At 73.8% G+C, this 24,794-nt stretch carries 25 protein-coding genes and 1 riboswitch; of the genes, 12 read left to right on the top strand and 13 right to left on the bottom strand.

What is annotated here, in order from left to right; all coding sequences use genetic code 11:
• The first annotated feature begins 104 nt into the window (after positions 1-104).
• From IE241_RS23755 to IE241_RS23765, 3 genes are all read left to right on the top strand, one after another.
• Positions 105-1,313 carry a sensor histidine kinase gene (locus IE241_RS23755; protein WP_190023854.1) on the top strand — a complete coding sequence of 403 codons (1,209 nt, stop codon included), beginning with the start codon at positions 105-107 and terminating at the stop codon, positions 1,311-1,313.
• A gap of 9 nt (positions 1,314-1,322) precedes the next feature.
• Positions 1,323-1,973, top strand: a complete 651-nt coding sequence (locus tag IE241_RS23760) for a response regulator transcription factor (protein WP_190023855.1) — start codon at positions 1,323-1,325, stop codon at positions 1,971-1,973.
• 84 nt (positions 1,974-2,057) lie between these two features.
• On the top strand, positions 2,058-3,239 hold the full coding sequence (locus tag IE241_RS23765; protein ID WP_190024095.1) for an ROK family protein: 1,182 nt from the start codon (positions 2,058-2,060) through the stop codon (positions 3,237-3,239).
• A gap of 72 nt (positions 3,240-3,311) precedes the next feature.
• On the opposite strand, the gene IE241_RS23770 is transcribed toward IE241_RS23765, so the two are convergent.
• On the bottom strand, positions 3,312-4,055 hold the full coding sequence (locus IE241_RS23770) for a GntR family transcriptional regulator (RefSeq protein WP_190023856.1): 744 nt from the start codon (positions 4,053-4,055) through the stop codon (positions 3,312-3,314).
• A gap of 206 nt (positions 4,056-4,261) precedes the next feature.
• On the opposite strand from IE241_RS23770, the gene IE241_RS23775 reads away from it, so the two are divergent.
• Positions 4,262-5,008 (top strand): SDR family oxidoreductase, encoded by a 747-nt coding sequence (locus tag IE241_RS23775; RefSeq protein WP_190023857.1) that lies wholly within the window; start codon positions 4,262-4,264, stop codon positions 5,006-5,008.
• Between the two features lie 18 nt (positions 5,009-5,026).
• Here the strand turns inward: IE241_RS23775 and IE241_RS23780 are convergent, their stop codons facing one another.
• Entirely contained in the window at positions 5,027-5,935 is a 909-nt protein-coding gene (locus IE241_RS23780) for an RNA polymerase sigma-70 factor (protein ID WP_268254426.1), read from the bottom strand.
• A 200-nt stretch (positions 5,936-6,135) separates the two neighbouring features.
• Here IE241_RS23780 and IE241_RS23785 point away from each other — a divergent pair, with 200 nt between their 5' ends.
• Positions 6,136-6,966, top strand: a complete 831-nt coding sequence (locus IE241_RS23785; RefSeq protein ID WP_190023859.1) for an alpha/beta fold hydrolase — start codon at positions 6,136-6,138, stop codon at positions 6,964-6,966.
• Between the two features lie 122 nt (positions 6,967-7,088).
• Positions 7,089-7,925, top strand: coding sequence for an ATP-grasp domain-containing protein (locus IE241_RS23790; protein ID WP_190023860.1), 837 nt, complete (start codon positions 7,089-7,091; stop codon positions 7,923-7,925).
• Positions 7,926-7,993: 68 nt separating this feature from the next.
• On the opposite strand, the gene IE241_RS23795 is transcribed toward IE241_RS23790, so the two are convergent.
• The 8 genes from IE241_RS23795 to bioB all read right to left on the bottom strand — a co-directional run bounded on the left by IE241_RS23795 (position 7,994) and on the right by bioB (position 16,854).
• The gene (locus tag IE241_RS23795; protein ID WP_190023861.1) at positions 7,994-8,833 is read right to left on the bottom strand and encodes an SGNH/GDSL hydrolase family protein; all 840 of its coding nucleotides are present in this window, start codon (positions 8,831-8,833) and stop codon (positions 7,994-7,996) included.
• Positions 8,834-8,924: 91 nt separating this feature from the next.
• Positions 8,925-9,941, bottom strand: coding sequence for a hemolysin family protein (locus IE241_RS23800; protein ID WP_190023862.1), 1,017 nt, complete (start codon positions 9,939-9,941; stop codon positions 8,925-8,927).
• The gene (locus tag IE241_RS23805; RefSeq protein WP_190023863.1) at positions 9,938-11,287 is read right to left on the bottom strand and encodes a hemolysin family protein; all 1,350 of its coding nucleotides are present in this window, start codon (positions 11,285-11,287) and stop codon (positions 9,938-9,940) included. Before IE241_RS23805 ends, IE241_RS23800 begins: the two co-directional genes overlap by 4 nt.
• Positions 11,288-11,541: 254 nt before the next feature.
• A complete protein-coding gene (locus IE241_RS23810; protein WP_190023864.1) occupies positions 11,542-12,429 on the bottom strand; it encodes a TIGR03621 family F420-dependent LLM class oxidoreductase in 888 nt (295 codons plus the stop codon).
• Positions 12,430-12,490: 61 nt separating this feature from the next.
• Positions 12,491-13,210 carry a class I SAM-dependent methyltransferase gene (locus tag IE241_RS23815; RefSeq protein ID WP_190023865.1) on the bottom strand — a complete coding sequence of 240 codons (720 nt, stop codon included), beginning with the start codon at positions 13,208-13,210 and terminating at the stop codon, positions 12,491-12,493.
• Positions 13,211-13,351: 141 nt separating this feature from the next.
• On the bottom strand, positions 13,352-14,092 hold the full coding sequence (bioD, locus tag IE241_RS23820) for a dethiobiotin synthase (RefSeq protein WP_190023866.1): 741 nt from the start codon (positions 14,090-14,092) through the stop codon (positions 13,352-13,354).
• 280 nt (positions 14,093-14,372) lie between these two features.
• Positions 14,373-15,680, bottom strand: coding sequence for an adenosylmethionine--8-amino-7-oxononanoate transaminase (locus IE241_RS23825; RefSeq protein WP_190023867.1), 1,308 nt, complete (start codon positions 15,678-15,680; stop codon positions 14,373-14,375).
• On the bottom strand, positions 15,673-16,854 hold the full coding sequence (gene bioB, locus IE241_RS23830) for a biotin synthase BioB (protein ID WP_190023868.1): 1,182 nt from the start codon (positions 16,852-16,854) through the stop codon (positions 15,673-15,675). Before bioB ends, IE241_RS23825 begins: the two co-directional genes overlap by 8 nt.
• A 193-nt stretch (positions 16,855-17,047) precedes the next feature.
• Here bioB and IE241_RS23835 point away from each other — a divergent pair, with 193 nt between their 5' ends.
• A complete protein-coding gene (locus IE241_RS23835) occupies positions 17,048-18,241 on the top strand; it encodes an 8-amino-7-oxononanoate synthase (RefSeq protein ID WP_190023869.1) in 1,194 nt (397 codons plus the stop codon).
• Between the two features lie 45 nt (positions 18,242-18,286).
• Here IE241_RS23835 and IE241_RS23840 read toward each other — a convergent pair whose 3' ends face one another.
• Both IE241_RS23840 and IE241_RS23845 read right to left on the bottom strand, forming a co-directional pair.
• Positions 18,287-18,526: a DUF397 domain-containing protein gene (locus IE241_RS23840; RefSeq protein ID WP_190023870.1), complete on the bottom strand. Its 240-nt coding sequence runs from the start codon at positions 18,524-18,526 to the stop codon at positions 18,287-18,289.
• 9 nt (positions 18,527-18,535) lie between these two features.
• On the bottom strand, positions 18,536-19,414 hold the full coding sequence (locus tag IE241_RS23845; RefSeq protein WP_190023871.1) for a helix-turn-helix domain-containing protein: 879 nt from the start codon (positions 19,412-19,414) through the stop codon (positions 18,536-18,538).
• Positions 19,415-19,708: 294 nt separating this feature from the next.
• Between IE241_RS23845 and IE241_RS23850 the strand changes: the two genes are divergently transcribed.
• The gene (locus tag IE241_RS23850) at positions 19,709-20,146 is read left to right on the top strand and encodes an ATP-binding protein (protein ID WP_058041469.1); all 438 of its coding nucleotides are present in this window, start codon (positions 19,709-19,711) and stop codon (positions 20,144-20,146) included.
• A 125-nt stretch (positions 20,147-20,271) separates the two neighbouring features.
• On the opposite strand, the gene IE241_RS23855 is transcribed toward IE241_RS23850, so the two are convergent.
• Entirely contained in the window at positions 20,272-20,742 is a 471-nt protein-coding gene (locus tag IE241_RS23855; protein ID WP_190023872.1) for a C40 family peptidase, read from the bottom strand.
• 4 nt (positions 20,743-20,746) lie between these two features.
• Positions 20,747-20,922: riboswitch (cyclic di-AMP (ydaO/yuaA leader) on the bottom strand.
• 738 nt (positions 20,923-21,660) lie between these two features.
• Between IE241_RS23855 and IE241_RS23860 the strand changes: the two genes are divergently transcribed.
• Genes IE241_RS23860 through IE241_RS23875 form a run of 4 tightly spaced genes read left to right on the top strand, consistent with a single transcriptional unit; the run spans position 21,661 to position 24,745 of the window.
• Positions 21,661-21,963: an urease subunit gamma gene (locus IE241_RS23860; RefSeq protein WP_190023873.1), complete on the top strand. Its 303-nt coding sequence runs from the start codon at positions 21,661-21,663 to the stop codon at positions 21,961-21,963.
• 16 nt (positions 21,964-21,979) lie between these two features.
• The gene (locus IE241_RS23865; RefSeq protein WP_190023874.1) at positions 21,980-22,291 is read left to right on the top strand and encodes an urease subunit beta; all 312 of its coding nucleotides are present in this window, start codon (positions 21,980-21,982) and stop codon (positions 22,289-22,291) included.
• Positions 22,284-24,005, top strand: a complete 1,722-nt coding sequence (locus IE241_RS23870; protein ID WP_190023875.1) for an urease subunit alpha — start codon at positions 22,284-22,286, stop codon at positions 24,003-24,005. The genes IE241_RS23865 and IE241_RS23870 overlap by 8 nt, the downstream gene beginning before the upstream one ends.
• On the top strand, positions 24,005-24,745 hold the full coding sequence (locus IE241_RS23875; protein ID WP_190023876.1) for an urease accessory protein UreF: 741 nt from the start codon (positions 24,005-24,007) through the stop codon (positions 24,743-24,745). The genes IE241_RS23870 and IE241_RS23875 overlap by 1 nt, the downstream gene beginning before the upstream one ends.
• The last annotated feature ends 49 nt before the right edge of the window (positions 24,746-24,794 follow it).

Raw genomic sequence — 24,794 nt, forward strand, 5'->3', positions numbered from 1 at the left:
TCAAGGCTCGCGTCCGGCCCGGGGCGGCGCTTCCCCCTCGCGCGGGGAGCGTCTCCCCCACGCGGGGGAGGCCGCCGGCCGGGCCGCCTTGGGAGGATGACGTCATGATCACTGCGCTGCGCCCGGTGACCCGCACGGTCACGTACACCCGCTGGCTGCACCTCGTCACGGCGGCGGTCCTCGCGACGGTGTTCGCGTTCGTGTCCCCCGGGCTCGGCAACGTGAACAGCCCGGCGGGCGCCTGGCTGCTCGTGGTGCCGCTCCCCTTCCTGGCCGCGGCGGCCATGGTCCCGGGGGTGCGGCTGTCGGAGGGCATGCAGGCGCAGTTGCTGCTGTTCCCGGCGGGGAGGAGCGGCCCGGAGCCGGACTTCACCCCCGCGCGCTCGGCTTCCTGGGCGGATCGCCGGCGCACGGCCGTGTGGCTGATCGTGCGGTACGAGGCGGGTGTGGTGACCGCGTTCCTCTCGGTCCACGTGCCGGCGCTGGTGATCGGTCTCATCGGCAGCGCCTCCGGGGGCGGTCCGGTGCACACGCCGCTGTGGACACCCGGGCCCGGCCACTGGTCTTACGCCCTCCTGGGCCTGCTGGTGCCCGTGCTCTTCCTCGCCTTCGTCGTCCTGGCGGGCGAAGCGCTGGCGCGGGCCGCGCGGGCGCTCCTCGGCCCCTCGGCGGCCCAGCGCCTGGCCGCGCTGGAGGAGCGGACGGAGCGCCTGCTGGAACACAACCGGCTCGCCCGGGAGCTGCACGACTCCGTGGGTCACGCCCTGACGGTCGCCGTGCTCCAGGCGGGCGCGGCGCGCGCCGCAGGCTCGCCCGAGTTCACCGACAAGGCGCTCGCCGCCATCGAGGAGACGGGCCGGCACGCGCTGGAGGACCTGGAGCGCGTCCTGAAGATCCTGCGCGAGGACGCCTCCGGAGCGGCGGCGGCACGCCCCGCCCTGACCGACGTCGAGCGGCTGCTCACCGCCGCCCGGGGCTCCGGCACCGAGGTCGCGGCCGAGGTCAGCGGCGCCCTGGAGGCTCTGCCGGGCCCGGTCTCGCGCGAGGGCTACCGCATCGCCCAGGAGGCGCTCACCAACGTGGTGCGGCACGCGGGCCCGGTTCCCGTCTCGCTGCGGATAGCGGTCCGCGCGGACGTCCTGGAGCTGGACATCCGCAACCCCCTTCCCCGCTCCGCAGGCAGCGCCGTCAGCGGCACCGGCAGCGGGCTGCGCGGCATCCGCGAGCGCGCCGCGCTGCTCGGCGGCCACGCCGAGACCGGGGTCCACGAGGGAGCCTGGCGGGTGCGGGCGGTGCTCCCGCTGAACGCCTAGGGTGACCCCGTGCCGATATCCGTTCTGCTCGTCGACGACGAACCCCTGGTCCGCGCGGGTCTGCGCGCCATCCTCGAAGCACAGCCGGACATCGAGGTGGCGGGCGAGGCCGCGGACGGGGCGGCCGTGGTGCCGATGGTGCGTCAGCTGCGGCCGGACGTCGTCGCGATGGACGTACGGATGCCGCTGCTGGACGGCATCGAGGCGACCCGGGCCGTCCTGCGTCACGTCCAGCCGCCGCCGAAGATCCTCGTCGTGACCACCTTCGAGAACGACGAGTACGTCTACGACGCGCTGCGCGCGGGCGCCGACGGGTTCCTCCTCAAGCGCGCCGCGCCGACGGAGATCGTGCAGGCGGTGCGGACGGTGGCGACGGGCGAGTCACTGCTGTTCCCGGCCGCGCTGCGGCAGCTCGCGGCCGGACGGGGCAACGAACGCGCCCGGGCGGCCATGGAGAAGGCGGCCCTGACGGCCCGTGAGGCGGAGGTGCTGCGCCAGATGGCCCGCGGCCTGTCCAACGCGGAGATCGCCGCCACCTTGCTGCTCGGCTCCGAGACGGTGAAGACGCACGTCAGCGCGGTGCTGGCGAAGCTCGGGGCGCGGGACCGCACGCAGGCGGTGATCGCCGCCTACGAGTCGGGATTCGTCACGCCCGGGTGAGTCCCGAGGCTCGCCGCCGGTCACCGCACCCGATACGATCCGGCCAGTAAGCAAAGGATGCGCAAAAGCGAGGAGGCGGCGACGTTGGGGCGGCTCACCGGCGGGGATCCGTCCCTGCTGCGGCGGATCAACTCGGCCGTGGTCCTGCACGCGCTCCGCACGGCCGTCTCTCCCGCGTCCCCGCTGTCCACCGCGCCCACCCTCACCGACCTCGTCAAGGTCACCGGCCTGTCCCGGCCGACCGTGGAGGGCGTGATCGAGGGCCTGATGGAGTCCGGCCTGGTGGTGGAGGCGCCCGCCGAGGAGGGCGAGGCGCGCCGCCAGGGCCGCCCCGCGCGCCGCTTCCGTTTCCGGGTGGAGGCGGGCCACCTGATGGGCATCGAGATCGGGCCGCACCGGATCGCCGCCCTGATGGCCGATCTGAGCGGGCGGGTGATGGGCTCGGCGTCCATGGACGTGCCGGAGACCGCCCCTGCGGACGAGCGGCTGGACCGGGTGCGGGACGCCGTCGCCGAACTGCTGGCCCGCTCGGGCGTGCCGCGCAGCGGGCTGCGCGCCGTCGGTGTGGCCAGCCCCGGCATCGTGGAGGCCGACGGCACCGTCCGGCTGGGCACGGCCCTGCCGGGCTGGACCGGGCTGCCGCTCGGGGAGCGGCTGCGCCGCTCCTTCCGCTGCCCGGTCCTCGTGGAGAACGATGCGAACGCCGCCGCCGTGGCCGAGCACTGGAAGGGCGCGGCCACCGGATCGGACGACGTCGTCTTCGTCCTGGCCGGGCTCAGCCCGGGGGCCGGCTCGCTGATCGGCGGGCGGCTGCACCGGGGCTTCGGGGGCGCGGCCGGCGAGATCGGCGCCCTGCACCTGCTCGGCCGGGAGGCGACCCCGGAAGAGGTGCTGTCCACGACGGGGGAGCCGCTGCACCCGCTGGACGAGGCGCAGGTGGCGCAGGTCTTCGCGCTGGCGCGCGGGGGCGACGAGCAGGCCGCGGCGGCCGTGGAGCGCTTCATGCGCAGGCTCGTGCACGACGTGGCCGCGCTGGTGCTGGCCCTGGACCCCGAGCTGGTCGTCGTCGGCGGCTGGGCGGCGGGGCTCAGCGGCGTGCTGGAGCCGCTGCGCAAGGAGCTGGCCCGCTACTGCCTGCGGCCGCCGCAGGTGGTGCAGTCGATGCTCGGCGAGGCCGCGGTGGCCACGGGCGCGCTGCGCCTGGCCCTCGACCATGTGGAGAAGCAGCTGTTCGCGGTGGAGAGCACGGTCACCGCGCGGCGGTGAGCGCTCCGCGCGGGTGCCGGAGAGCGGGGAGCCGGGCGGTGGGGACGCCCTGCTCGGTCCTGCCCGGCCAGGTCAGCCCGCGGCCAGCAGCTGCACTCCGGCCTCGCCGAACGTCAGCCGGCAGGTGTCCGCCCGGTAGGTGGCGACGGCCACGGCCGCCGTGCCGCCCTCGGCGAAGTAGCGCGTGGTGACGAGGAGGACGGGCGCGCCGGGCAGCCGGTCGAGCTGCTTGGCGTCCTCGGCGCGGGCCGACCCCAGCTCGACCGCGCGGTCCTGGCCCTCCAGGCCGAGGCGCTGCAGCTCGCGCAGGACGGTGCGGGCGCGGGCGGGGCCCGAGAAGGTGTCGATCGCGGCCAGGCCGGGGACGGACGACCCCGGCACGTACAGCAGCTCCGCGGCCACGGGCTGGCCGTGCGTGCGGCGGATCCGCCGCACGGTGTGCACGCTCTGGCCGGCCGCCGTGCCGAGCAGCCGGGCGACGGACGCGGGCGGGGCCGCCTCCTGGCAGTCGACAGCCTGCCAGGAATCCGTTGCGGCACCGGGCCAGGCGTCCTCGGCGTCACCGACGGACACGCCCACGCGCGGCGGGGCGACGGTCGTGCCGACGCCGCGGCGGCGCTGCAGCCGCCCTTCGAGCTCCAGTTGTTCGAGTGCCTGCCGGAGCGTGGCCCGAGCGACGCCGAACCGGGCGGCGAGCTCCCGCTCGTTCGGCAGGATCTCACCCACCGCGAACTCGGAGTCGAGCGCCTCGCTGAGCACGGTCTTCAGGTGCCAGTACTTCGGCTCCGGCACCGTTTCGAGCTGCGTGGTCCCCACCCTGATCCTCCGCAAAGCATTTTGCGCGCTTCTTTATTAAAGGTTGTTGCAGTATGGCGACCATAGGACGGTGCCCGGACTTGGTCAAGACCAATGCCCCGATTAACGGCCCGGCACGCGATCGCTTCTAGCCCTTCGGTTACGGTCGTCGATCATGAGGCCCGGCAGACGTTCGTACGGGCCTGGGACGAACGGGTGGAGGGGCGATGGACCAGGTCACGGTGGTCACAGGAGGCGGCCGGGGGATCGGCGCGGCCGTCGCGGTGCGGCTGGCGCGCGCCGGCCACAGCATCGGCATCGGCTACGAACGGGCGGCCGAGGCCGCCGAGGAGACGGCCCGGGCGGTGCGCGCCGAGGGCGTCCGGTGCGTGACCGTCCAGGCCGACACCAGCGAGGAGAGCGCGGTGGACGCCCTGTTCGACACGGTGCGGGCGGAACTGGGCCCCGTCACCGGGCTGGTGAACAACGCGGGCGTCACCGGTCTGCTCGGCCGGTTCACCGAGACCCCGGTGGAGCGGATGCGGCGGGTCGTCGACGTGAACGTGACGGGCGCTCTGATCTGCGCCCGGCGGGCCGCCCTGGAGATGTCCACCCGCCACGGCGGCCGCGGCGGCGCGATCGTGAACATCTCCTCGGGCGCGGCCACCCTCGGGAGTCCGGGGGAGTACGTGCACTACGCGGCGAGCAAGGCCGCCGTGGACGCGATGACCGTCGGCCTGTCCAAGGAGCTCGCCGAGGAGGGCATCCGCGTCAACTCCGTACAGCCCGGGATGATCGTCACCGGCATCCATGCGGCGATGGGCGACCCGGAGCGGCCGTGGCGCAATCCCGGCCGGGTGCCGATGGGGCGTCCCGGCGAGCCCGGCGAGGTCGCGGCGGCGGTGGCGTGGCTGCTCTCGCCGGAGGCCTCGTACACCACCGGGGCGGTGCTGCGGGTGGCCGGCGGGCTGTAGGCGACCGGCCGTACCCGGCTATCCCGCCAGGGCGCGGAGCTTGTCGGGGTTGCGCACCAGGTAGACCGTCGTGATCCGGCCGTCCGCCACCTCCAGGCTGAGCGCGCTGTCCGGGCGTCCCCCGGACAGGACGAGGAGGCCCGGGCGGCCGTTGATCTCCATGAAGCGGGCCTCCGGCTCCGGCAGGGGCCGCTGCGCCACCGCGTGCAGGAAGCGCCCGACCTTGTCCGCGGTCACCAGGACGCGCAGCGGCGCCTTGGACTTGCCGCCGCTGTCGCCGACGAGCCGCACGTCGGGCGCGAGCAGCTCCAGCAGGTTCCCGATGCTGCCGCCGGTGGCCGCCGCGAGGAACCTCTCGGTGAGGTCGCGCTGCTCGGCGGGGTCCACGGTGAAGCGCGGCCTGCGCTCGTCGACGTGGCGGCGGGCACGGGCCGCGAGCTGACGCACGGCCGCCTCCGAGCGGTCGAGCGTGACGGCGATCTCGCCGAAGGGGAAGCCGAAGGCCTCCCGCAGCACGAAGACCGCGCGTTCCAGCGGGGAGAGCGACTCCAGGACCACGAGCACGGCCAGGGAGACGGAGTCCGCCAGGACCGCCTGCTCGGCGGTGTCGGGGACGGCCGGGCCGTAGTCGGTGGCGATCGGCTCGGGCAGCCAGGGGCCGACGTACGCCTCGCGCCGCGCCTGCACCTGACGCAACCGGTCGATCGCCAGCCGGGTGGTGACCCGCACCAGGTACCCGCGGGGGTCGCGCACGTCCTCGCGGCCGGCGCCGGACCAGCGCAGCCAGGCCTCCTGGACGACGTCCTCGGCGTCGGCGACGCGGCCGAGCATCCGGTAGGCCACGCCGGTCAGGACGGAGCGGTGCTCCTCGAAGACGCCGAGTGCGGCGTCGGATACGGCGTCGGGAGCGGCGTCGGGTGCGGTCACCGCTCCATCCCAGCGGACGCGGTGGGGCTTGTCCATGTGAACTCGCTCTCGGGGCGCGGCCGCACGGGACTCGCGCCGGATTCGCACGCGACCCGTGCGCGACTCGTACGGGACTCGCACAGGGTCTACCCTGCGGTAACTCTTACTGGCATCCTGTCTCAATACCTCACCGGTCACCCCAGGATGACGAGGAGCCACCCATGGCCGACACGGTCGTCTTCCCCATCGACACCCCCGCCGGACGGCGGACGGCGGAGGTGTCCTACGAACGGCTCGGCGGCGGAGAGCCACTGGTGCTCCTGCACGGCATCGGCCACCACCTGCAGGCGTGGGACCCGGTCTCCGGCATCCTCGCCGCGGAGCGCGACGTCATCGCCGTCGACCTGCCCGGCTTCGGCAACTCCCCGGCGCTGCCGGACGGCGTGGCCTACGACCTGCACGGCGTCGTCCCCGTCCTCGGGGCGCTCTTCGAGGCGCTGGACCTCGACCGGCCGCACGTGGTCGGCAACTCGCTCGGCGGCCTGCTGGCCCTGCAGCTCGCCCACGAGAAGCTCGTGCGCTCCACGACGGCGATCTCCCCCGCGGGCTTCTGGACGACGGCCGAGCGCCGCTACGCCTTCGGTGCCCTGCGCGGGATGAAGCGCGGCGCCGAATCACTGCCCCCGCAGACCGTCGCCCGGCTGGCCCGCACGGCCGCCGGCCGCGCCGCGCTGGCCGGAACCATCTACGCCCGCCCGGGCCGCCGTTCGCCGGACGCGGTGATGGCCGAGACGCGCGCGCTGCGCGAGTGCACCGGCTTCGGCCCCACGCTGGAGGCCGGCCGCAGCGTCCTGTTCACGCACGACATCACGGACGTCCCCGTCACCGTCGCCTGGGGCACGCGCGACCGGCTGCTGCTGCGGCGCCAGGGCATCCGGGCCAAGAAGGTCATCCCCGCGGCCCGGCTGATACGGCTGCCAGGCTGCGGCCACGTGCCCATGAACGACGACCCGGCACTGGTGGCGAGAGTCATCCTCGACGCCACGCGATGACCGCACCCCGCCCCGGGAGCCCGCCGGGCCCCGGGGCGCGGGGAGCCGGGAACACCTCTCTGACCTGCACGGATATCATCGGGTGGACCGCCCGTGGGCAGTCAACGCACCAGGAGAGCCCCATGTCGTCCGCCCGGTCCCGCATCCTCTACGTCACCGACCTCGCCTACCCGGCCCAGGGACGCAGATACTGCGACGAGGACATCTTCCTGTCCTCCCGGCTGCGCGAGGACTTCGACGTGGCGCTGTGCCACCCGCTCGACGCCGCCGCGCTGATGGACGGCTACGACGCCGTCGTGGTCCGCAACAGCGGGCCGGTGCTGCACTACCAGGAGGCGTACGACGACTTCGCCCGGCGGGCGGAGAAGGACGGCGTACTCGTCTACAACCAGCTCACGGGCAGGGCCGACATGGCCGGCAAGCAGTACCTGCCGGACCTCAGCGCGGCCGGCTACCCCGTCATCCCGACCGCCGACCGCCCCGAGGACGCCGGCCGCCTGCCCGACGTGGCCGAGTACGTGGTCAAGCCGAAGCTCGGCGCCGACTCCATCGGCCTGCGCTTCGTCCCGCGCGAGGAGCTCGCGGACGTCGACTACGACGGCGTCCTCGTCCAGCCCCGGATCCGCTTCCGCTACGAGGTCTCGTTCTACTTCGTCGACGACGCCTTCCAGTACGCGCTGTACGCCCCCGACCCCGCCCGGCGCTGGGTCCTCGAACCGTACGAGCCCACCGCCGGGGACCTGGCCTTCGCGCAGCGCTTCATCGACTGGAACGCCGTCGAGCACGGCATCCAGCGCGTGGACGCCTGCCGCACCCCCGAGGGCGAGCTCCTGCTGGTCGAGCTGGAGGACCTCAACCCGTACCTGTCCCTCGACCTCGTCCCTCCGCAGACGCGCGACGCCTTCGTCGGGGCGCTCAAGGCCTCGCTGCACCGGCTGATCGGAAACAGCGCCTCGTAGGCCCGTAGGCCCGTCGACGCGTCGACGCGTAGACCTCGCGGCCACCGGCGCCGGCCGGGTGACGGAGCCTAGCCCTCCGCCCGCAGCCAGCCCGCCACCTCGCCGGGCCCTTCCCCGCCCGCCGGCGGCGTCACCCAGAAGGCCCTGCCCAGGTCGGCGCTGAAGTGCGCGCCCGTCCGCCCGTCCCCGGACGAGCGGCCCGTCAGGCGCCGGCCGATCCACGGCACGAGGTGCTCGCGGGTGAAGCGTGCGTCGGCGGCGCGCCGGGACGCCCAGCCCGGGCGCACGGCCGGCGGCAGCGCCTCGCGCCAGTCGGACTCCGCCTCGTGGCCGAGCGCCTGCCACACGGCCTCGGCCACCCGCCGGTGACCCTCGGCGTTCAGGTGCAGGCGGTCGTCGGCCCACAGCCGCGCATCGCCCAGCACGTCGGCGCCGAAGAGGTCCACGACCACGGCTCCGTGCCGCTCGGCCAGCTCGTCGATGAAGGAGAACAGCTGCTCCATGCGGGGGCGGAAGCGCTCCAGGACCGGGCCGCGCCGGCCGGGGCTGCGCATCAGCACCAGCTGCTTGCAGCTCGGCGCGAGCCGGTCCGCGGCCTCCGCCAGCCGCGCGCACACCACGTCCACGTCGCACTTGGGCCGCAGGACGTCGTTCAGGCCGCCGACCAGCGTGACCAGGTCCGCGCCCAGCCCGGCGGCCGGCGCGGACTGCTCGTCGGCGATCTGGCCGATGAGCTTGCCGCGCACGGCGAGGTTCGCGTAGCGGAAGCCGGGGCTGCGGGCGGCCAGCCGTGCGGCGAGCAGATCGGCCCAGCCGCGGTAGGAGCCGTCCGGCAGTCCGTCGGACATGCCCTCGGTGAAGGAGTCCCCGACCGCGACAAAACTGGTGTACGTGACATTCATCTGCATGGCGCGGTGATCCTACTCCTCCTCCGCGAACAGCCCTGCCCCGGCCGGGCGGCGCCGGACGGGGCAGGGGGAGGAGCGGAGGCGGGGCGCGTCACTGCGCCGGGCGGCCCACCAGCTCCCGCAGCAGATCCTCCAGCGTGACCAGTCCGGCCGGCCGTCCGTCCTCGCCGATCACCGCCGCGAGGTGGGTGCCGGTGCCGCGCATCGTCGTGATGACGTCGTCCAGCGGCGTGGTCGCGCGCACCGTCGCGATCCGGCGCATCCGCTGCAGCGGGAACGGGAAGTCCCGCGGCCGGGCGTCCAGGGCGTCCTTGACGTGCAGGTAGCCCAGGATCCGGCCCGCGGCGTCCACCACCGGGAACCGGGAGAAGCCGGAGTCGGCCGACAGCCGCTCCAGCCCCTCGGGGGTGATGCCGAGCGGCGCGGAGACCACCCGGTCGACGGGCGTCCCCACGTCCTTCACCGGGCGCTTGCCCAGCACCAGGGCGTCGCGCAGCCGCTCGGTGGCGCGGGAGTCGAGCAGGCCGGCCGCGCTGGAGTCGGCGACGATCCGGGCGAGCTGGTCGTCCGAGTACGTCGCCGCCACCTCGCTCTTGGGCTCCACGCGCAGCAGCTTCAGCAGGCTGTTCGCGAAGGCGTTGATGGCGAAGACGAACGGGCGCAGCGCCCGCGCCAGCGTGACCAGCGGCGGGCCGAGCAGCAGGGCGCTGCGCACCGGCTCGGCCAGTGCGATGTTCTTGGGCACCATCTCGCCGAACAGCATGTGCAGGTACGTCGCCACGGCCAGTGCGATGACGAACGAGATGGGGTGGATCAGGCCGTGCGGCACGCCGAGCGCGTCGAAGGCCGGCTCCAGGAGGTGGGCGATGGCGGGCTCGGCGACCACACCCAGGACCAGCGTGCACAGCGTGATGCCGAGCTGGGCCGCGGCCATCAGGTCCGAGATGTGCCGCAGGCCCCACAGGACGCTGCGGGCGCGCCGGTCGCCCCGGTCGGCGTACGGCTCGATCTGGCTGCGGCGCACCGAGATGAGGGCGAACTCCGCGCCCACGAAGAAGGCGTTGACGACGAGCGTCGCCAGGCCGATGAGCAGCTGCACGAGGGTCATCGGCCGGCCTCCCCGGGCGCCTCGGCGCCGCTGCCGGCGTCCGCGGGCGGACCGGTCAGGCGCACGCGGGCCGCGCGGTGGCCGGTGGCGTCGACGACGTCGACGCGCCAGCCCGCGACCTCCACGGTGTCGCCCCGCACGGGGATGCGGCCGAGCGCGGTGGCCACGAGGCCGGCCAGCGTCTCGTAGGGGCCGTCCGGCGCCCGCAGCCCGATGATCTCCAGCTGGTCGGTGCGGGCCGCGCCGTCCGCGTCGTAGAGCGGCCGGCCGCCGGCGTCCGTGCCGGCGGGTGCGATGTCGGGCACCTCGTGGGGGTCGTGCTCGTCGCGGACCTCGCCGACGACCTCCTCCACGATGTCCTCCAGGGTGACGACGCCGGCGGTGCCGCCGTACTCGTCGATGACGACGGCCATGGTGCGCTTGCCCGAGAGCCGGTCCAGGAGCCGGTCCACGGTCAGCGACTCCGGCACGAGCAGCGGCTCGCGCAGGATCGAGGTGACGGGGTGGCGGTGGCGGAGGTCGGCGGGTATGGCCAGGACGTCCTTGATGTGGGCGATGCCGATGACGGTGTCCAGGCTCCCGCGGTAGACGGGGAAGCGGGACAGGCCGGTCGCGCGGGTCGCGTTCGCGACGTCCTCGGCGTTGGCCTGGGCGTCGAGGGCGGTGACCTGGACGCGGGGCGTCATCACGTTCTCCGCCGTCAGCTCGGCGAGGTTCAGGGTCCGTACGAACAGCTCGGCGGTGTCCGCCTCCAGGGCGCCTTCCTTGGCCGAGTGCCGGGCGAGCGCGGCGAGCTCCTGCGGGCCGCGCGCGGAGGCCAGCTCCTCGGCGGGCTCCAGGCCCATCCGGTGCAGCGTGCGGTTGGCGGTGTTGTTCAGGTGCCGGATCAGCGGGCGGAAGGCGGCGGAGAACGCGCGCTGCGGGCCCGCGACCCGCTTCGCCACCGGCAGCGGGCGCGAGATCGCCCAGTTCTTCGGGACCAGCTCGCCGACCACCATCAGCACGACCGTGGACAGCACCGTGGCCAGGACCAGGGCGGTCGAGGAGGCGGCGGCGGAGCCGAGGCCCACGGCCTCCATCGGGCCCGTGAGCAGCGCCGCGATGGACGGCTTGGAGATCATGCCGATGATCAGGCCGGTCACGGTGATGCCGAGCTGGGCGCCGGAGAGCTGGAAGGTGAGGCTGCGCACGGCCTCGATCGCGCCGGCCGCGCCCCGCTCGCCGTTCTCCGCGGCGCGCTCGAGGTCGGCGCGCTCGACGGTGGTCAGCGAGAACTCCGCCGCGACGAAGACGGCACAGGCCAGCGTCAGCAGCAGGGCGACCACCAGCAGGACTACCTCGGTCATCGGTTCACCTCCGTCCCATGGTCGGACGAAGGGCCGGGGACCGCGCGATGTCGGCTGCGGGGACTACTGGGAGGCTCGCCCATGGGCGGACGCTCACACCTTTCACGTTGAACGGGGGCCTTTGCCCATCCATGGTAAAGGATGGGCAAAGCGATGATCCGGAATGCTCCGGAAGCTCCGTCCGTCGTCCGGAATGATCCGGACGGAGCTTCCGGAGAGGATCGGGGGAGTGTACGTCTTCGGTGCCGCCGGTCCTACCTGAGTTCCTCGATCACCGGTGCGAAGGCTTCCAGGGCCGGCTCCAGCACCGTGAAGTAGGTGAAGCCGAACCGCTCGCGGTGGGCCCGCAGCTGGTCCGCGATGTCCTTGACCGAGCCGGCCAGCAGCACCGGGTGCGCCAGCAGCTCGTCCTCGCTCAGGTCCGGGGCGTGCGCGGCCAGCTCGCGGGCGGCGGCGCGGCGGTCGCCCACCACGACGCGCTGCACCAGGTAGTTGAGCTCGGCGGGCCCGGGGCGGTCCGCGGCGAACTCCTCGGCGAACGCCTTGTAGAGGGCCACCCGCTCCTCCAGGACCGCGAGGGAGACGGGCCGGATCACGCCGTCGTCGCCGGTCGTCGCCCCCGAGAACGCCGCGATGTCGGCGTGCTGCGCCGCGAGCCGCAGCATCCGCCTGCCGTTGCCGCCGAGCAGGAGCGGCGGGCGGGGCGGCTGGGCGGGCTGCGGCACGTGCCCGGGGTCGCCGAGGAACCCCTCCAGTGCGCGGACGGTGTGCTCCAGGTGGTCCACGCGCTCGCGGGGCGAGCCGAAGGGCAGTCCCGCGCGGTCGTGCTCCTCCTTCACATAGCCCGCACCCAGGCCCAGCTCCAGGCGGCCGCCGGTGAGTTGGTCGGCGGTGGCCGCCTCGCGGGCCAGCAGTGCGGGGTTCCACAGGCCCGCGTTGAGGACGAAGGTGCCCAGGCGCGGGCGCTCGGTGGCCTCGGCGGCGGCGACCAGGGACGGGAACGGGGCGGGCATGCCCAGGTGGTCGGGGACCAGGATGACGTCGTAGCCGAGGGCTTCGGCGCGGCGGCACTTCTCGCGCCACTGCGCGGCGGAGCCGGGGGAGAGCATGTTGACGCCGAAGCGGAAGGGTCGCTGGTTCATGATCCAAATTTAGCGGAGGGTTCCTCCGTTTTCTTCCCGGCGGAACCTTCCGTGAGCGGGCTCACGCGTGCCCGTCGGCCGCGTCGGGCACGGCCGACGCCTCCGGCGGGGCGGCCGGCCGTCTGGCCACCCCCAGCACGCACGGGGAGGCCGGGGTCGGCACCCGGCTCTGCGGCACCCGCAGCCGGCTGACCGTCCCCAGCTCGAATCCCGCCGCCTCGATCGCCGCCAGCGGATCCCGCGCCGTGTGGCACCCGCCGAACAGCACCGGCCAGATCGTGCGGTCCAGCGCCTGCTGGGTGACCGCGAGCGCCCGGCCCTCCGCCCGCCCGTGCTCGAAGAACCGCAGCTCACCGCCGGGCCGGAGGACCCGCCGCAGCTCCGCCAGCGCGCGCCGCACATCCCGTACGGAGCACAGCACCAGCGAGGTGACCGCCGCATCGAACGCCTCGCTCTTGACCGGCAGTGCCTCGGCCGCGCCCGGCACCACGTCCACCGGGACGCCCGCCCGGACCGCCGCCTCCACCGCGATCCTGCGCAGCCCGCGCTCGGGCTCGATCGCCACGACCTCGGAGACCGTCGGCGGGTAGTACGGGAAGTTCAGGCCGTTGCCCGCGCCGATCTCGATCACCCGCCCCGACAGGCCGGCCAGCAGCTCGCGCCGGCGCTCCCCGATCCCCGCCCGCTCGTCCATGATCGGGCTCACCTTGGCGTAGAAACGCGCGAAGACAGGATGGTGCACGGCGTCGTGCGGCAACCTGGTGCTCCGAAGCGGCGGCATGGCACACCCCTTTCCGGGGACGACGGCTACCGCGATTGTTCCCCCGCAGGCCCGGCCCGCACCGTCGGCGCGCCGCAATGTCCGCTGCAGTCGCGGCAGTTGGGGCGGGAGGGGTGCGTGGGGCGGCCGGGGAGGGCGGGGTCAGCGGTGAGCCGCGGTGAAGCCGGCTGTGACGCCCGCGGTGAAGCCGGCCGCGTCCCAGGTGCCGGACAGCTCCGGCGCGAGCCAGGCGGGGGCCGCCGCGCGGAACGCCTCCGGCGCGAGGGTGGCCGCGCCCTCGGGGACGGCGCCCAGCAGCGGCGCGCCGGCCACCTCCGGCAGGTCGGCGAGGTTGCAGCGCATCGCCAGGTCCGGGGCGGACGGCCAGCTGCCGATCACCACGCCCGCGCAGTGCAGGCCCCGCGCACGCAGGGCCTCCGCGGTGAGCTCGGTCGTGTTCAGCGTGCCGAGGCCCGCCTGCGCGACCACCAGGACCGGGGCGCCCAGCAGCCGGGCCGCGTCCGCGAGGGTCGCGCCCTCCTCGTCCAGCCGGACGAGGAGACCGCCGGCGCCCTCGACGAGGACCAGGTCGTGGCTCTCCGCCAGCCGCGAGGCCGCCTCCGCGATCTGCGGGGGCCGTACGGGGGCGAGGCCGGCCCGGGCCGCGGCCGTCCCCGGCGCCAGCGGCTCCGGGAACCGCGCGAGCTCCTCCCCGGTCACCTCGCCGCCCGCGAGCCGCCGCACCTCGGCGACGTCGCCGGGCTCGCCGGGGGCGACACCGGTCTGAGCGGGCTTGAGCACGGCCACGGACCGGCTCGCGGCTCGCGCCGCCGCCGCGACGGCTGCGGTGACCACGGTCTTCCCGACCTCGGTCCCGGTCCCTGTGACGACCAGTACTGCCATGGTGTTCGGTGTCTCCGTTCGTGGTCACTGAGGAGTTGCTGAGGCGACCGGGCACCCGCCGGACACCACGAGTGCGGCGGCGCGCCGCGGGGGCGGAAGGAACGCGCCCAGCCATGAAGGACGGGCGCCCCGGCCTCGCCTTCCACCTGGGCGGCGCCGGGCTGGTCGGCCACGTCGGCCGTTTTCTTCCGCCGCAGCGGTGGCCAGCCGCGATGGCGCAGCCCGGCGGTGCCGAACGGCCTCGTCGCCGGGCCGGGCGCCAGCCCGGACGCGCTCGCCGTCAGGCGGCCCGGGCCGCCGCGCGAACCGCCCCGCATACCCGGGCCAGATCCTCGTCGCCCGTGACGTACGGCGGCATCACGTACAGCAGGTCCCGGAACGGGCGCAGCCATACGCCCTCGCGGACTACCGCGCGCGTCGCCGCCGCCACGTCGACCTCGTGGTCGAGCTGGACGACGCCGATCGCGCCGAGTACCCGCACGTCCCGGACGCCCGGCAGCGAGGCCGCCTCGGCCAGACCGTCCCGCAGGCCGGCCTCGATGCGTTTGACCTCCGTCTGCCAGTCCTGTTCCAGCAGCAGGTCGATCGACGCGTTCGCCACGGCCGCGGCGAGCGGGTTGCCCATGAACGTCGGCCCGTGGGCCAGGACCGGGACCTCGCCCCGTGAGATGCCGTCGGCGACCCGCGTCGTGCACAGCGTCGCCGCCATCGTCAGGTATCCGCTGGTCAGCGCCTTGCCCAGGCACATCACGTCGGGCGTGACGCCCGCGTGCTCCGCCGCGAAGAGCCGGCCCGTACGGCCGAACCCCGTGGCGATCTCGTCGAAGACGAGGAGCACGTCGTGCTCGTCGCACGCTTCCCGCAGCACCCGCAGGAGCACCGGGTCGTGGAAGCGCATGCCGCCCGCACCCTGCACGACGGGTTCGACGATGACGGCCGCGAGTTCGTGGGCATGGGCCGCGAGCGTCTCGCGCAGGTGCGTCGCGTACGCGGCCACGGCCTCCGGGCCGGACGAGAGAGCCGGCGGAGCGTCCGCGAACACATGCTTCGGCAGGGCCCCGGACCACAGCTCGTGCATCCCGCCGTCCGGGTCGCACACGGCCATCGGCTGCCACGTGTCCCCGTGGTAGCCCCCGCGCCACGTCATCAGCCGCCGCTTCTCGGGCCGCCCGGCCGAGCGCCAGTACTGCAGGCACATCTTGACGGCGACCTCGACCGACACCGAGCCGGAGTCGCAGAGGAAGACGTGTTCCAGCCCCTCGGGGGTGATCTCCACCAGCCGGGCGGCCAGCCGCACGGCGGGCTCATGGGTGAGCCCGCCGAACATCACATGGCTCATCCGCCCCAGCTGCTCGCGCGCGGCCTCGTTGAGGACGGGGTGGTTGTAGCCGTGGACGGCGGACCACCACGACGACATCCCGTCGATCAACTCGCTCACGCCGCCGACCGGTTCGGCGAGCCTCAGCCGCACCCCCGCCGCGGACTCCACGAGCAGCGGCTCCTGGCGGCCCGGCATCGGACCGTAGGGGTGCCACACGTGCTGCCGGTCGAGGGCGAGGAGCTCGCCGGGGGTGAGCGGCTCAGGCATTGGGAGGCAGGTCCGTCCCCGCACCGCGGCGCCGCACGGCGACCAGGTCCGTACGCGCGTCCTGGCCGGTGACGGCCTCGGCCTCGGGGGCCGCGGCCGTGGGGGAGTCGTCCCCGCAGGGCCCGCACGACCCCCCGCCGCAGCCCGCGGCGGCCTCCGCGACGGCGTCCGCCCGGTGCGCCGGCAGCGTCGTCGTGTCCGTGCCCTCCACCTCGAAGCCGGCGTCCGCGATCATGTCGAGGTCGGCCTTGCCCTCCTGGCCCTCGCTGGTGAGGTAGTCGCCGAGGAAGATCGAGTTGGCCAGGTGCAGGGCGAGCGGCTGCATCGAGCGCAGGTGCACCTCGCGCCCGCCGGCCAGCCGCACCTCGACGTCCGGGCAGACGAACCGCACCATCGCGAGGATGCGCAGCGCCCGCTGCGGCGTGAGGTTCCACTCCTTGGCCAGCGGCGTGCCCTCGAAGGGGATGAGGAAGTTGACCGGCACCGAGTCGGGGTCCAGCGCGCGCAGCGAGAAGACGACGTCGACGAGGTCCTCGTCGCTCTCGCCCATGCCCGCGATCAGCCCGGAGCAGGCGGACATGCCCGCGGCCTGCGCCTGCTGCACGGTGTCGACGCGGTCGGCGTAGGTGTGGGTGGTGGTGATGTCGCCGTAGGTGGCTTCGGAGGTGTTGAGGTTGTGGTTGTAGGCGTCGGCGCCCGCGGCGCGCAGCCGCTCGGCCTGGCCCGCGGAGAGCAGCCCGAGGCAGGCGCACACCTCGACGTCCTCGTTCTGCTCCTTGATCGCCTCGATGGTCTTGGAGACCCGGTCGATGTCCCGGTCCGTGGGCCCGCGCCCGCTGGCGACCAGACAGACCCGCTTCGCCCCGCCGGCGACACCGGCGGCGGCGGCCTTGGAGGCGTCCTCCGGCTTGAGCCAGGTGTACTTGAGGATCTCGGCCTTGGAGCCGAGCCGCTGCGAGCAGTACGAGCAGTCCTCGGGGCAGAGCCCTGACTTGAGGTTGACGAGGTAGTTGAGCTTCACCCGGCGCCCGAACCACCTGCGGCGCACCTTGCCGGCCGCGGCCACCACGTCGAGCAGGTCGTCGTCGGAGGTCGCCAGCACGGCGAGCGCCTCTTCGCGGGTCGGCGGCTCGCGCCGCAGCCCCTTGTCCACCAGCGTGTTCAGCAGGTCCATGGCGGTGATCCTCGCTCACGCCCGTACCCCTGGCCAAGGTAGGGATCGCACAACACCGGCGGATTGATGTGTGTGTATTGCCACACCCTGACCAGGTGTGACGCCCGCTACGTTCTACAGAGGTTCTATCCGGGCTCCACAGAACCGGCGACAGAACCGGCCCCCAGCCCCCTGGAACGCGAAGGACGGCCGCATGGCTCAGGACCCGACCCGGGACACGCCCCGGGTCCCCCTCCGGGACCCCTTCGCCTGGATCGACGCGCACCACGAGCGGCGCCTGGCGGCCGGGCTCGTACGGACCCTGCGGCCACGCCCGGCCGACTCGCCGCTGACCGACCTGGCGGGCAACGACTACCTGGGCCTGACCCGCCACCCGGAGGTGACCGAGGCCGCCGCCGAGGCCGCCCGCCGGTGGGGCGCCGGGGCGACGGGATCCCGTCTGGTCACCGGCAGCACCGCCCTGCACGCCCGGCTGGAGGAGGAGCTCGCCGCCTTCTGCGGCTTCGAGGCCGCGCTCGTGTTCTCCTCCGGCTATGCGGCCAACCTCGCCGCCGTCACCGCGCTGGCCGGGCCCGGCGGCGCCGGCGGTCCGGCGCTGCTCGTCTCCGACGAGGGCAACCACGCCTCACTGATCGACGGCTGCCGGCTGGCCCGCGCCGAGAAGGCGATCGTGCCGCACACCGACCCGGACGCCGTCCGCAAGGCCCTCGCGGCACACTCCGGCCGCGCGCTCGCCGTCACCGACTCCGTCTTCTCCGTCGACGGCGACGCCGCCCCGCTGCCCGCGCTCGCCGGCGCGTGCCGCGAGCACGGCGCGGCCCTGCTCGTGGACGACGCGCACGGGCTCGGCGTCCTCGGCGAGGGCGGCCGCGGCGCGGTGCACGCGGCGGGGCTGGCGGGCGCCCCGGACGTCGTCGCCACGGTGACGCTGTCGAAGGCGCTGGGCAGCCAGGGCGGTGCCGTGCTCGGCCCGGAGCGGGTGATCAGGCACCTGGTGAGCAACGCCCGCACGTTCATCTTCGACACCGGCCTCGCACCGGCGGCGGCCGGCGCCGCGCTGGCGGCCCTCACGGTGCTGCGCCGCGAGCCGCAGCGGGCGCGGCGCGTCCGGGACATCGCCGCCGAGCTGCACCGCAGGGTGGTGGCGGCGGGCTTCGCGGCGGTGCGGCCCGACGCGGCGGTGGTCTCCGTACGGGCCCCCTCGCCGGAGGCGGCGGTGCAGTGGGCGGCCGACTGCCGGGAGGCGGGGATCGCGGTCGGCTGCTTCCGGCCGCCGTCCGTGCCGGACGGCGTCTCACGGCTGCGGCTGACCGCCCGGGCCGATCTGTCGGACCGGCAGGTGACGGCGGCGGCCGACGCGATCGTACGGACCGCGCCGGCCGCCTGAGACGAGCCGGACTTCCGGGACCCTTGGAGCGACCGTGCTACCGGTTCAGAGCGGATCGATCCCGCCGTCGCGCAGCCCCTCGACGAAGCGGCTCCACGCGGCGGAGCGGAAGAGGAGTGCGGGACCGCTCGTGCGCTTGGAGTCGCGCACGGCGAGGAGGCGGCCGGGGAGCGGCCCGGCCGTCTCGACGCAGTTGTTGTACGCGGCGCTGTAGCTGCTGCGGCGCCATGGGACGCCGTGGAGAAGTGAAGGGGCGGCAAGTACGTACCGAGGCATTGCGGACATAGTGCCTCCTTACGCGCCGTCGTTGAACCCGGCGATGAATTCGAGTGAGTTCTCGTGCGAGAGAGCCTGCGAGCGAAGCGTGGTGAATGCCGCGCCGTAAGCCCGGAGGTCTTCTTTCCGCTCCAAGTAGAGGCTACTCGTCAAGTGGTCGAGAACAACCACATCCAGATCAGCAATGCGCGGAAATGAGAAAATAACAAAAGGCCCGGTGATGCCGATATGGCCACCGCGGGAGAACGGCAGGACATGCAGCCGTACATGCTGCGACGACCCCGTCTCGACCAGGTGTTGCAGCTGCCGCGCCATGACCTCGCGCCCGCCCACCTCGTGGTGCAGGACAGCCTCGTCGAGCACGGCGCACATCTGCAGCGGCTGTTCCCTCTGCAATACCTTCTGCCGCGCCATCCGCACCCGCACCAGTTCCTCGACCTGTTCCGGCGGGGGGTCGCCCAGCACCGCCCGGGTCACCGCGCGGGCATAGTCCGGCGTCTGCAGCAGGCCGGGCACCACGGTGGTCTCCAGGGTGCTTAAGCGCGAGGCCTCCGATTCCAGGCTGATGAAGTCGAGATAGGCGGGCGGCAGCCGGTTGCGATAGGCGTACCACCAGCCGCGCCGGGCTCCCGCACCCTCGCCCGGTTCCGTGGATCCCGCGCCGCACAGCGCCCCCAGCAGGGCGCGCAGCTCGGTGTCGCCGACCCCGTAGGCGTCCAGGAGCCGGGCCACGTCCGCCGGTTTCACGCCACTGGCGCCCGTCTCGATCCGGCTGACTTTCGACTGGTGCCAGCCGACCGCGCGCGCGGCCTCCAGACTCGTCAGCCCGGCCAGTTCGCGCTGGCGGCGCAGCTCCGCACCCAGCTTGCGACGGCGTACCGCCGGTCCGTACCGCATTGGCCCTCCCCTGGGTCACTGTCGCTGTCATACGTCAGTGTCAATAGCCCAGTGTGCCGCGTGAATCCGGTCGCTCGTCGTAGAGTTCACTGCTTCGAGCGACAGATATATGCACATCTTGGGGGATCGCTCCCCTCACAGGCGTTATCAGTGGCAGTCTGTCGCGCAGAGCCGTCCGAGGCCGCTCATGACCCCCATGACTTACGGGACGCCTCCCGACTTCCATGGCACCTTCCATGGCATCGCAACCGGGGGTCCGGCCTCGGCGGGACCTCGGCTGAAAGGGCCCCCGCCATGGCAGACCACCAAGAAGCCACCGTCACCCTGCCGAGCGCCCCCGCCTCGGTCTCCACGGCGCGCCGCTATGTCGCGGAGGTGCTGGCGGACTGGGGGCTTCCGGGCGGGACGGACACCTCCGAGACGGTGCGCCTGATCGTCTCCGAGCTCGCGACCAACGCGGTGCAGCACACCCGGGGGCAGTCGCCCACCTTCACCGTGGACGTCCGCCTCGACCGCGATCAGCACCTGCGTATCGGCGTCACCGACAGCCATCCGCGCTTCCCCCGGCGGCTGCCCGCCGCGGTCCAGCAGGACAACGGCCGCGGCATGGTGATCATCCGCTGTCTCACCGCGGAGCACGGGGGGCGGCTGTTCTGCACGCCGACCTCCGACGGCGGCAAGACGGTGTGGATCTCCCTCCCCTGGACCGTGCCGGTCAGCGCAGAGCGCTGAACTCCCCTCCGGCCGGCCAGGCCCCCCGCGTGGGTCGCGGGGGGCCTCGGGCCGCTTGCGGCCCTCGTGCGGGGGTTCACGTCACCGTGCCTTCCGGGGTCTCCGGGCGGGCCGGTGACGCCGGGTCAGCCGACCCGGCCGTACAGGACGCTGTTGGTCCAGATCCGCTCCAGGCGGACGACCGCGCCCGTCTTGGGAGCGTGCCAGATGCGGCCGTCCCCGTTGTATATCCCCACGTGGTAGATCCCGCGCCCGGAGACGAAGAAGACGAGGTCGCCGCGTTCGCGTGCGGAGCGGGGGATGTGGCTGGTGCTGTTGTACTGCTGGGCGGCGGTGCGGGGCAGGGACTTCCCGGCCCGCTTGAAGGAGTAGAGCGTCAGGCCCGAGCAGTCGAACCGGTAGGGTCCGGTCGCCCCCCACTGATAGGGGGAGCCCTGCTTCGAGGCCGCGATCCCGAGTGCCATGGTGGAGACGGAAGACGCCTCCGCCTCTGTCGCGCCGCCCGGTGCCAGCACCGTGGCCCCGACGGCGGCGAGAGTGAGGGCCGATGCGGCACCGGCCCTGGACAGCTTCGACGGACGTTTGTGCGCGCCCATGCGCTAACCCTTCGTCAGCCGCCTGTGAAGGATGACCTGTCGGGTTCGGGCAGGCGAAGGTTGCCCGGCCGCTGTCAACGGCTTCACCCCAAGGGCCGACCGCACTACTCTTGGTCGTCCCACCACTCTTGGGTCCTCCATCCCTGCCGTGCACTCAAGTCGACCCGGCATCCCGTCGGCGGCAGGGTTCGGCGTCCGCCGGGACCGCCCCGCCGGGGTGGCGGGGTCTTGTCGTCGCAGGGATCTTGGCGCAGCCCCCGTACGGATTCCGAGCGGAACCGGGGGTATGTGAGGCTGATCACTCCTGGGCAATTCCGGTGGACACGGGGCGATTTGGTGGTGTGCGCGCAAGGCGGCTGAGTCGCTGGCCTGCGGCGGTTCGTACCCGCCCGGGCGCAATCCGGCCGTCCGCGCCAGATCGATCACCGCGCCCCGTCTACGCCGTGATCCCTCATGGGGCGGACCCAGGTTTATTCGGGTGCGGACCCCCGGCCCTCCGGCGCACGGGGAGCGGAGATCCCTTCGCCCCCGGCGCTCTGCGCCGAGGACCCGTATCGTCCGCGTCGGGATGACCCGCTCGCATCATCCGTTCACCCGTTTCGTACGGGGGTGCGAGCCGGAGCCCCGCCGCGCCGCGGCGACGACCATGGTCTGCGCCGCCCGTAGCCGGCGGTACGTGTCGTGCGGACGGGCGGCCATGATCCGGCCCAGAAGATCCAGTAGATGCAGACGACAGGCGGCGCGCGGAGTCATGGCCATGGCAACGCAAAGAGTCAGTTAACGCGTTGGAAAAGGTTCCGCCCTAATCTGCAATCACTGGCCGCCGGCCGAAGAACCCCAGGTCAACACCGTGTTGAACTCGGGGTAGTCCCGGTGCGTCCAGCCGGGACGACCCGGGACGACAGTGAGGTGGGACGCATGCAACTCTCCCCGCACGAGCAGGAACGACTGCTCCTGCACGTGGCCGCCGAGGTGGCCGGCAAGCGCAAGGCCCGCGGCCTGCTCCTCAACCACCCCGAGGCGGTGGCCCTGATCACGGTCCACGTCCTCGAAGGCGCCCGGGACGGCCGCACCGTCGCCGAGCTCATGTCCTCCGGACGCAAGGTGCTCACCCGCGGCGACGTCATGGAAGGCATCCCCGAGATGATCCACGACGTCCAGGTCGAGGCCACCTTCCCCGACGGCACCAAGCTCGTCACCGTCCACGACCCGATCTGCTGACGGGGAGGACCCCGCGATGATCCCCGGAGAAATCCTGTACGCCGCCGAGCCCGTGGCCCTCAACCAGGGGCTGCACCGCACCCGGCTCACCGTGCTCAACGCCGCCGACCGCCCGGTGCAGGTCGGCTCGCACTACCACTTCGCCGAGGCCAACCCCGGCCTCGACTTCGATCGGGCGGCGGCCCGCGGCAAGCGCCTCGACATCGCCGCCGGCACCGCCGTCCGCTTCGAGCCCGGCATCCCCCTCCAGGTCGACCTCGTGCCCCTCGGCGGCAAGCGCATCGTCGAGGGCCTGCGCGGCGAGTGCGGGGGACCGCTCGATGACTGAGCTCAGCCGCGTCGCCTACGCCGGCCTCTACGGGCCGACCGCCGGCGACCGCGTCCGCCTCGCCGACACCGACCTCGTCGTCGAGATCGAGGAGGACCGCTGCGGCGGGCCCGGCCACGCCGGTGACGAGGCCGTCTTCGGCGGCGGCAAGGTCATCCGCGAGTCCATGGGCCAGTCCCGCGCGACCCGCGCCGACGGCGCCCCCGACACCGTCATCACCGGGGCGCTCGTCCTCGACCACTGGGGCGTCGTCAAGGCCGACATCGGCATCCGCGACGGCCGGATCACCGGCGTCGGCAAGGCCGGCAACCCCGACACGATGGACGGCGTCCACCCCGACCTCGTCATCGGACCGGAGACCGAGATCATCGCCGGCAACGGCAGGATCCTCACCGCCGGCGCCATCGACGCCCACGTCCACTTCATCTGCCCGCAGGCCGCGGACGAGGCCCTCGCCTCCGGCGTCACCACCCTGCTCGGCGGCGGCACCGGCCCGGCCGAGGGCAGCAAGGCCACCACCATCACCCCCGGAGCCTGGCACCTTGCCCGGATGTTCGAGGCGATGGAGGGCTACCCCGTCAACCTCGGCCTGCTGGGCAAGGGCAACACCGTCTCGTACGACTCGATGCGCGCCCAGCTGCGGGCCGGCGCCGTCGGCTTCAAGATCCATGAGGACTGGGGGGCGACCCCGGCCGTCATCGACGCCTGCCTGGCCGTCTGTGAGGAGAGCGGCGCCCAGCTCGCCATCCACACCGACACCCTCAACGAGGCCGGCTTCGTCGGCGACACCCTCGCCGCCATAGCCGGCCGCTCCATCCACGCCTACCACACCGAGGGCGCCGGCGGCGGGCACGCCCCCGACATCATCACCGTCGTCTCCGAGGCCAACGTCCTGCCCAGCTCCACCAACCCCACCCGGCCGCACACCGTCAACACCGTCGACGAACACCTCGACATGCTGATGGTCTGTCACCACCTCAACCCGGCCGTCCCCGAGGACCTCGCCTTCGCCGAGTCCCGGATCCGGCCGAGCACCATCGCCGCCGAGGACGTCCTGCACGACCTCGGAGCGATCTCGATCATCTCCTCCGACTCCCAGGCGATGGGCCGCATCGGGGAGGTCGTCCTGCGCACCTGGCAGACCGCGCACGTGATGAAGAGACGCCGCGGCCCCCTGCCCGGCGACGGCCCGGCCGACAACGTACGGGCCCGGCGCTACGTCGCCAAATACACCATCAACCCGGCCGTCGCGCAGGGCCTCGACCACGAGATCGGCTCCGTGGAGCCGGGCAAGCTCGCGGACCTGGTGCTGTGGGACCCCGCCTTCTTCGGCGTACGGCCGCAGCTCGTCATCAAGGGCGGCCAGATCGCCTACGCGCAGATGGGCGACGCCAACGCCTCCATACCCACCCCGCAGCCGATCCTGCCGCGCCCCATGTTCGGCGCCCGCGGCCGCGCCCCGGCCGCCAACTCCCTCAACTTCGTCACCCAGTGGGCCATGGACGACGGCCTGCCCGAACGCCTCGGCCTCGGCAAGCGCTTCGTCCCCATCCGCTCCACGCGCGGCGTTACCAAGGCCGACATGCGCAACAACGACGCCCGGCCGAGGGTGGAGGTCGACCCCGACACCTTCACGGTCACCGTCGACGGAGAAGTGATCGACCCCCGGCCGGCGGCGGAACTGCCGATGGCCCAGCGCTACTTCCTTTTCTGATGGCAGGGACCACCGACGCCGCCGCGGCCGCCCCGCCGGGGGCGCCCGCCCCCGGGCCGGGCCGCGGCGCGATCGCCGCTCTCCTCGTCCTCGCCGACGGGCGCTTCCCCGCCGGCGGGCACGCCCACTCCGGCGGGGCCGAGGCCGCCGTCAAGGCCGGGCGGATCACCGACGGCCGGACCCTGGAGGAGTTCTGCCGGGGCCGCCTGCACACCGCCGGGCTCACCGCGGCCGCCCTCGCCGCCGCGGCCGCCTCCGGCCTCGACCCGCTCGCCCTCGACGAGGCCGCGGACGCCCGCACCCCCGCCACCGCCCTGCGCGCCACCGCCCGGCGCCTGGGCCGGCAGATGATGCGGGCCGCCCGCGCCGCGTGGCCCTCGGAGGAGCTCGACGCCCTCGCCGCCGCCCGCCCGCGCGGCGCCCACCAGCCGGTCGTCCTCGGCCTCGCGGCCCGGTCCGCCGGGCTCGCCCCGCTGGACGCCGCCTACGCCGCCGTCTACGAGTCGGTCAGCGGCCCGGCCACCGCGGTCGTACGCCTGCTGAGCCTCGATCCCTTCGAGGCGACGGTCGTGCTGGCGCGGCTGGCGCCGGAGCTCGACGCCGTGGCGGAGCGTGCCGCCGGGGCCGCGGACCGGGCGGCCGCCGAGGGCCCGGACGCCCTGCCGGCCTGCTCGGCCCCGCTGCTCGACATCGCGGCGGAGCTCCACGCGTCCTGGCCCGTACGCCTCTTCGCGAGCTGAAGCGGCAGAAGCAGAAGAAGCCGTCGGAACCATCACGTATATACCAACG

It is taken from the genome of Streptomyces hiroshimensis (genome assembly GCF_014650335.1).
Lineage (GTDB): Bacteria > Actinomycetota > Actinomycetes > Streptomycetales > Streptomycetaceae > Streptomyces > Streptomyces hiroshimensis.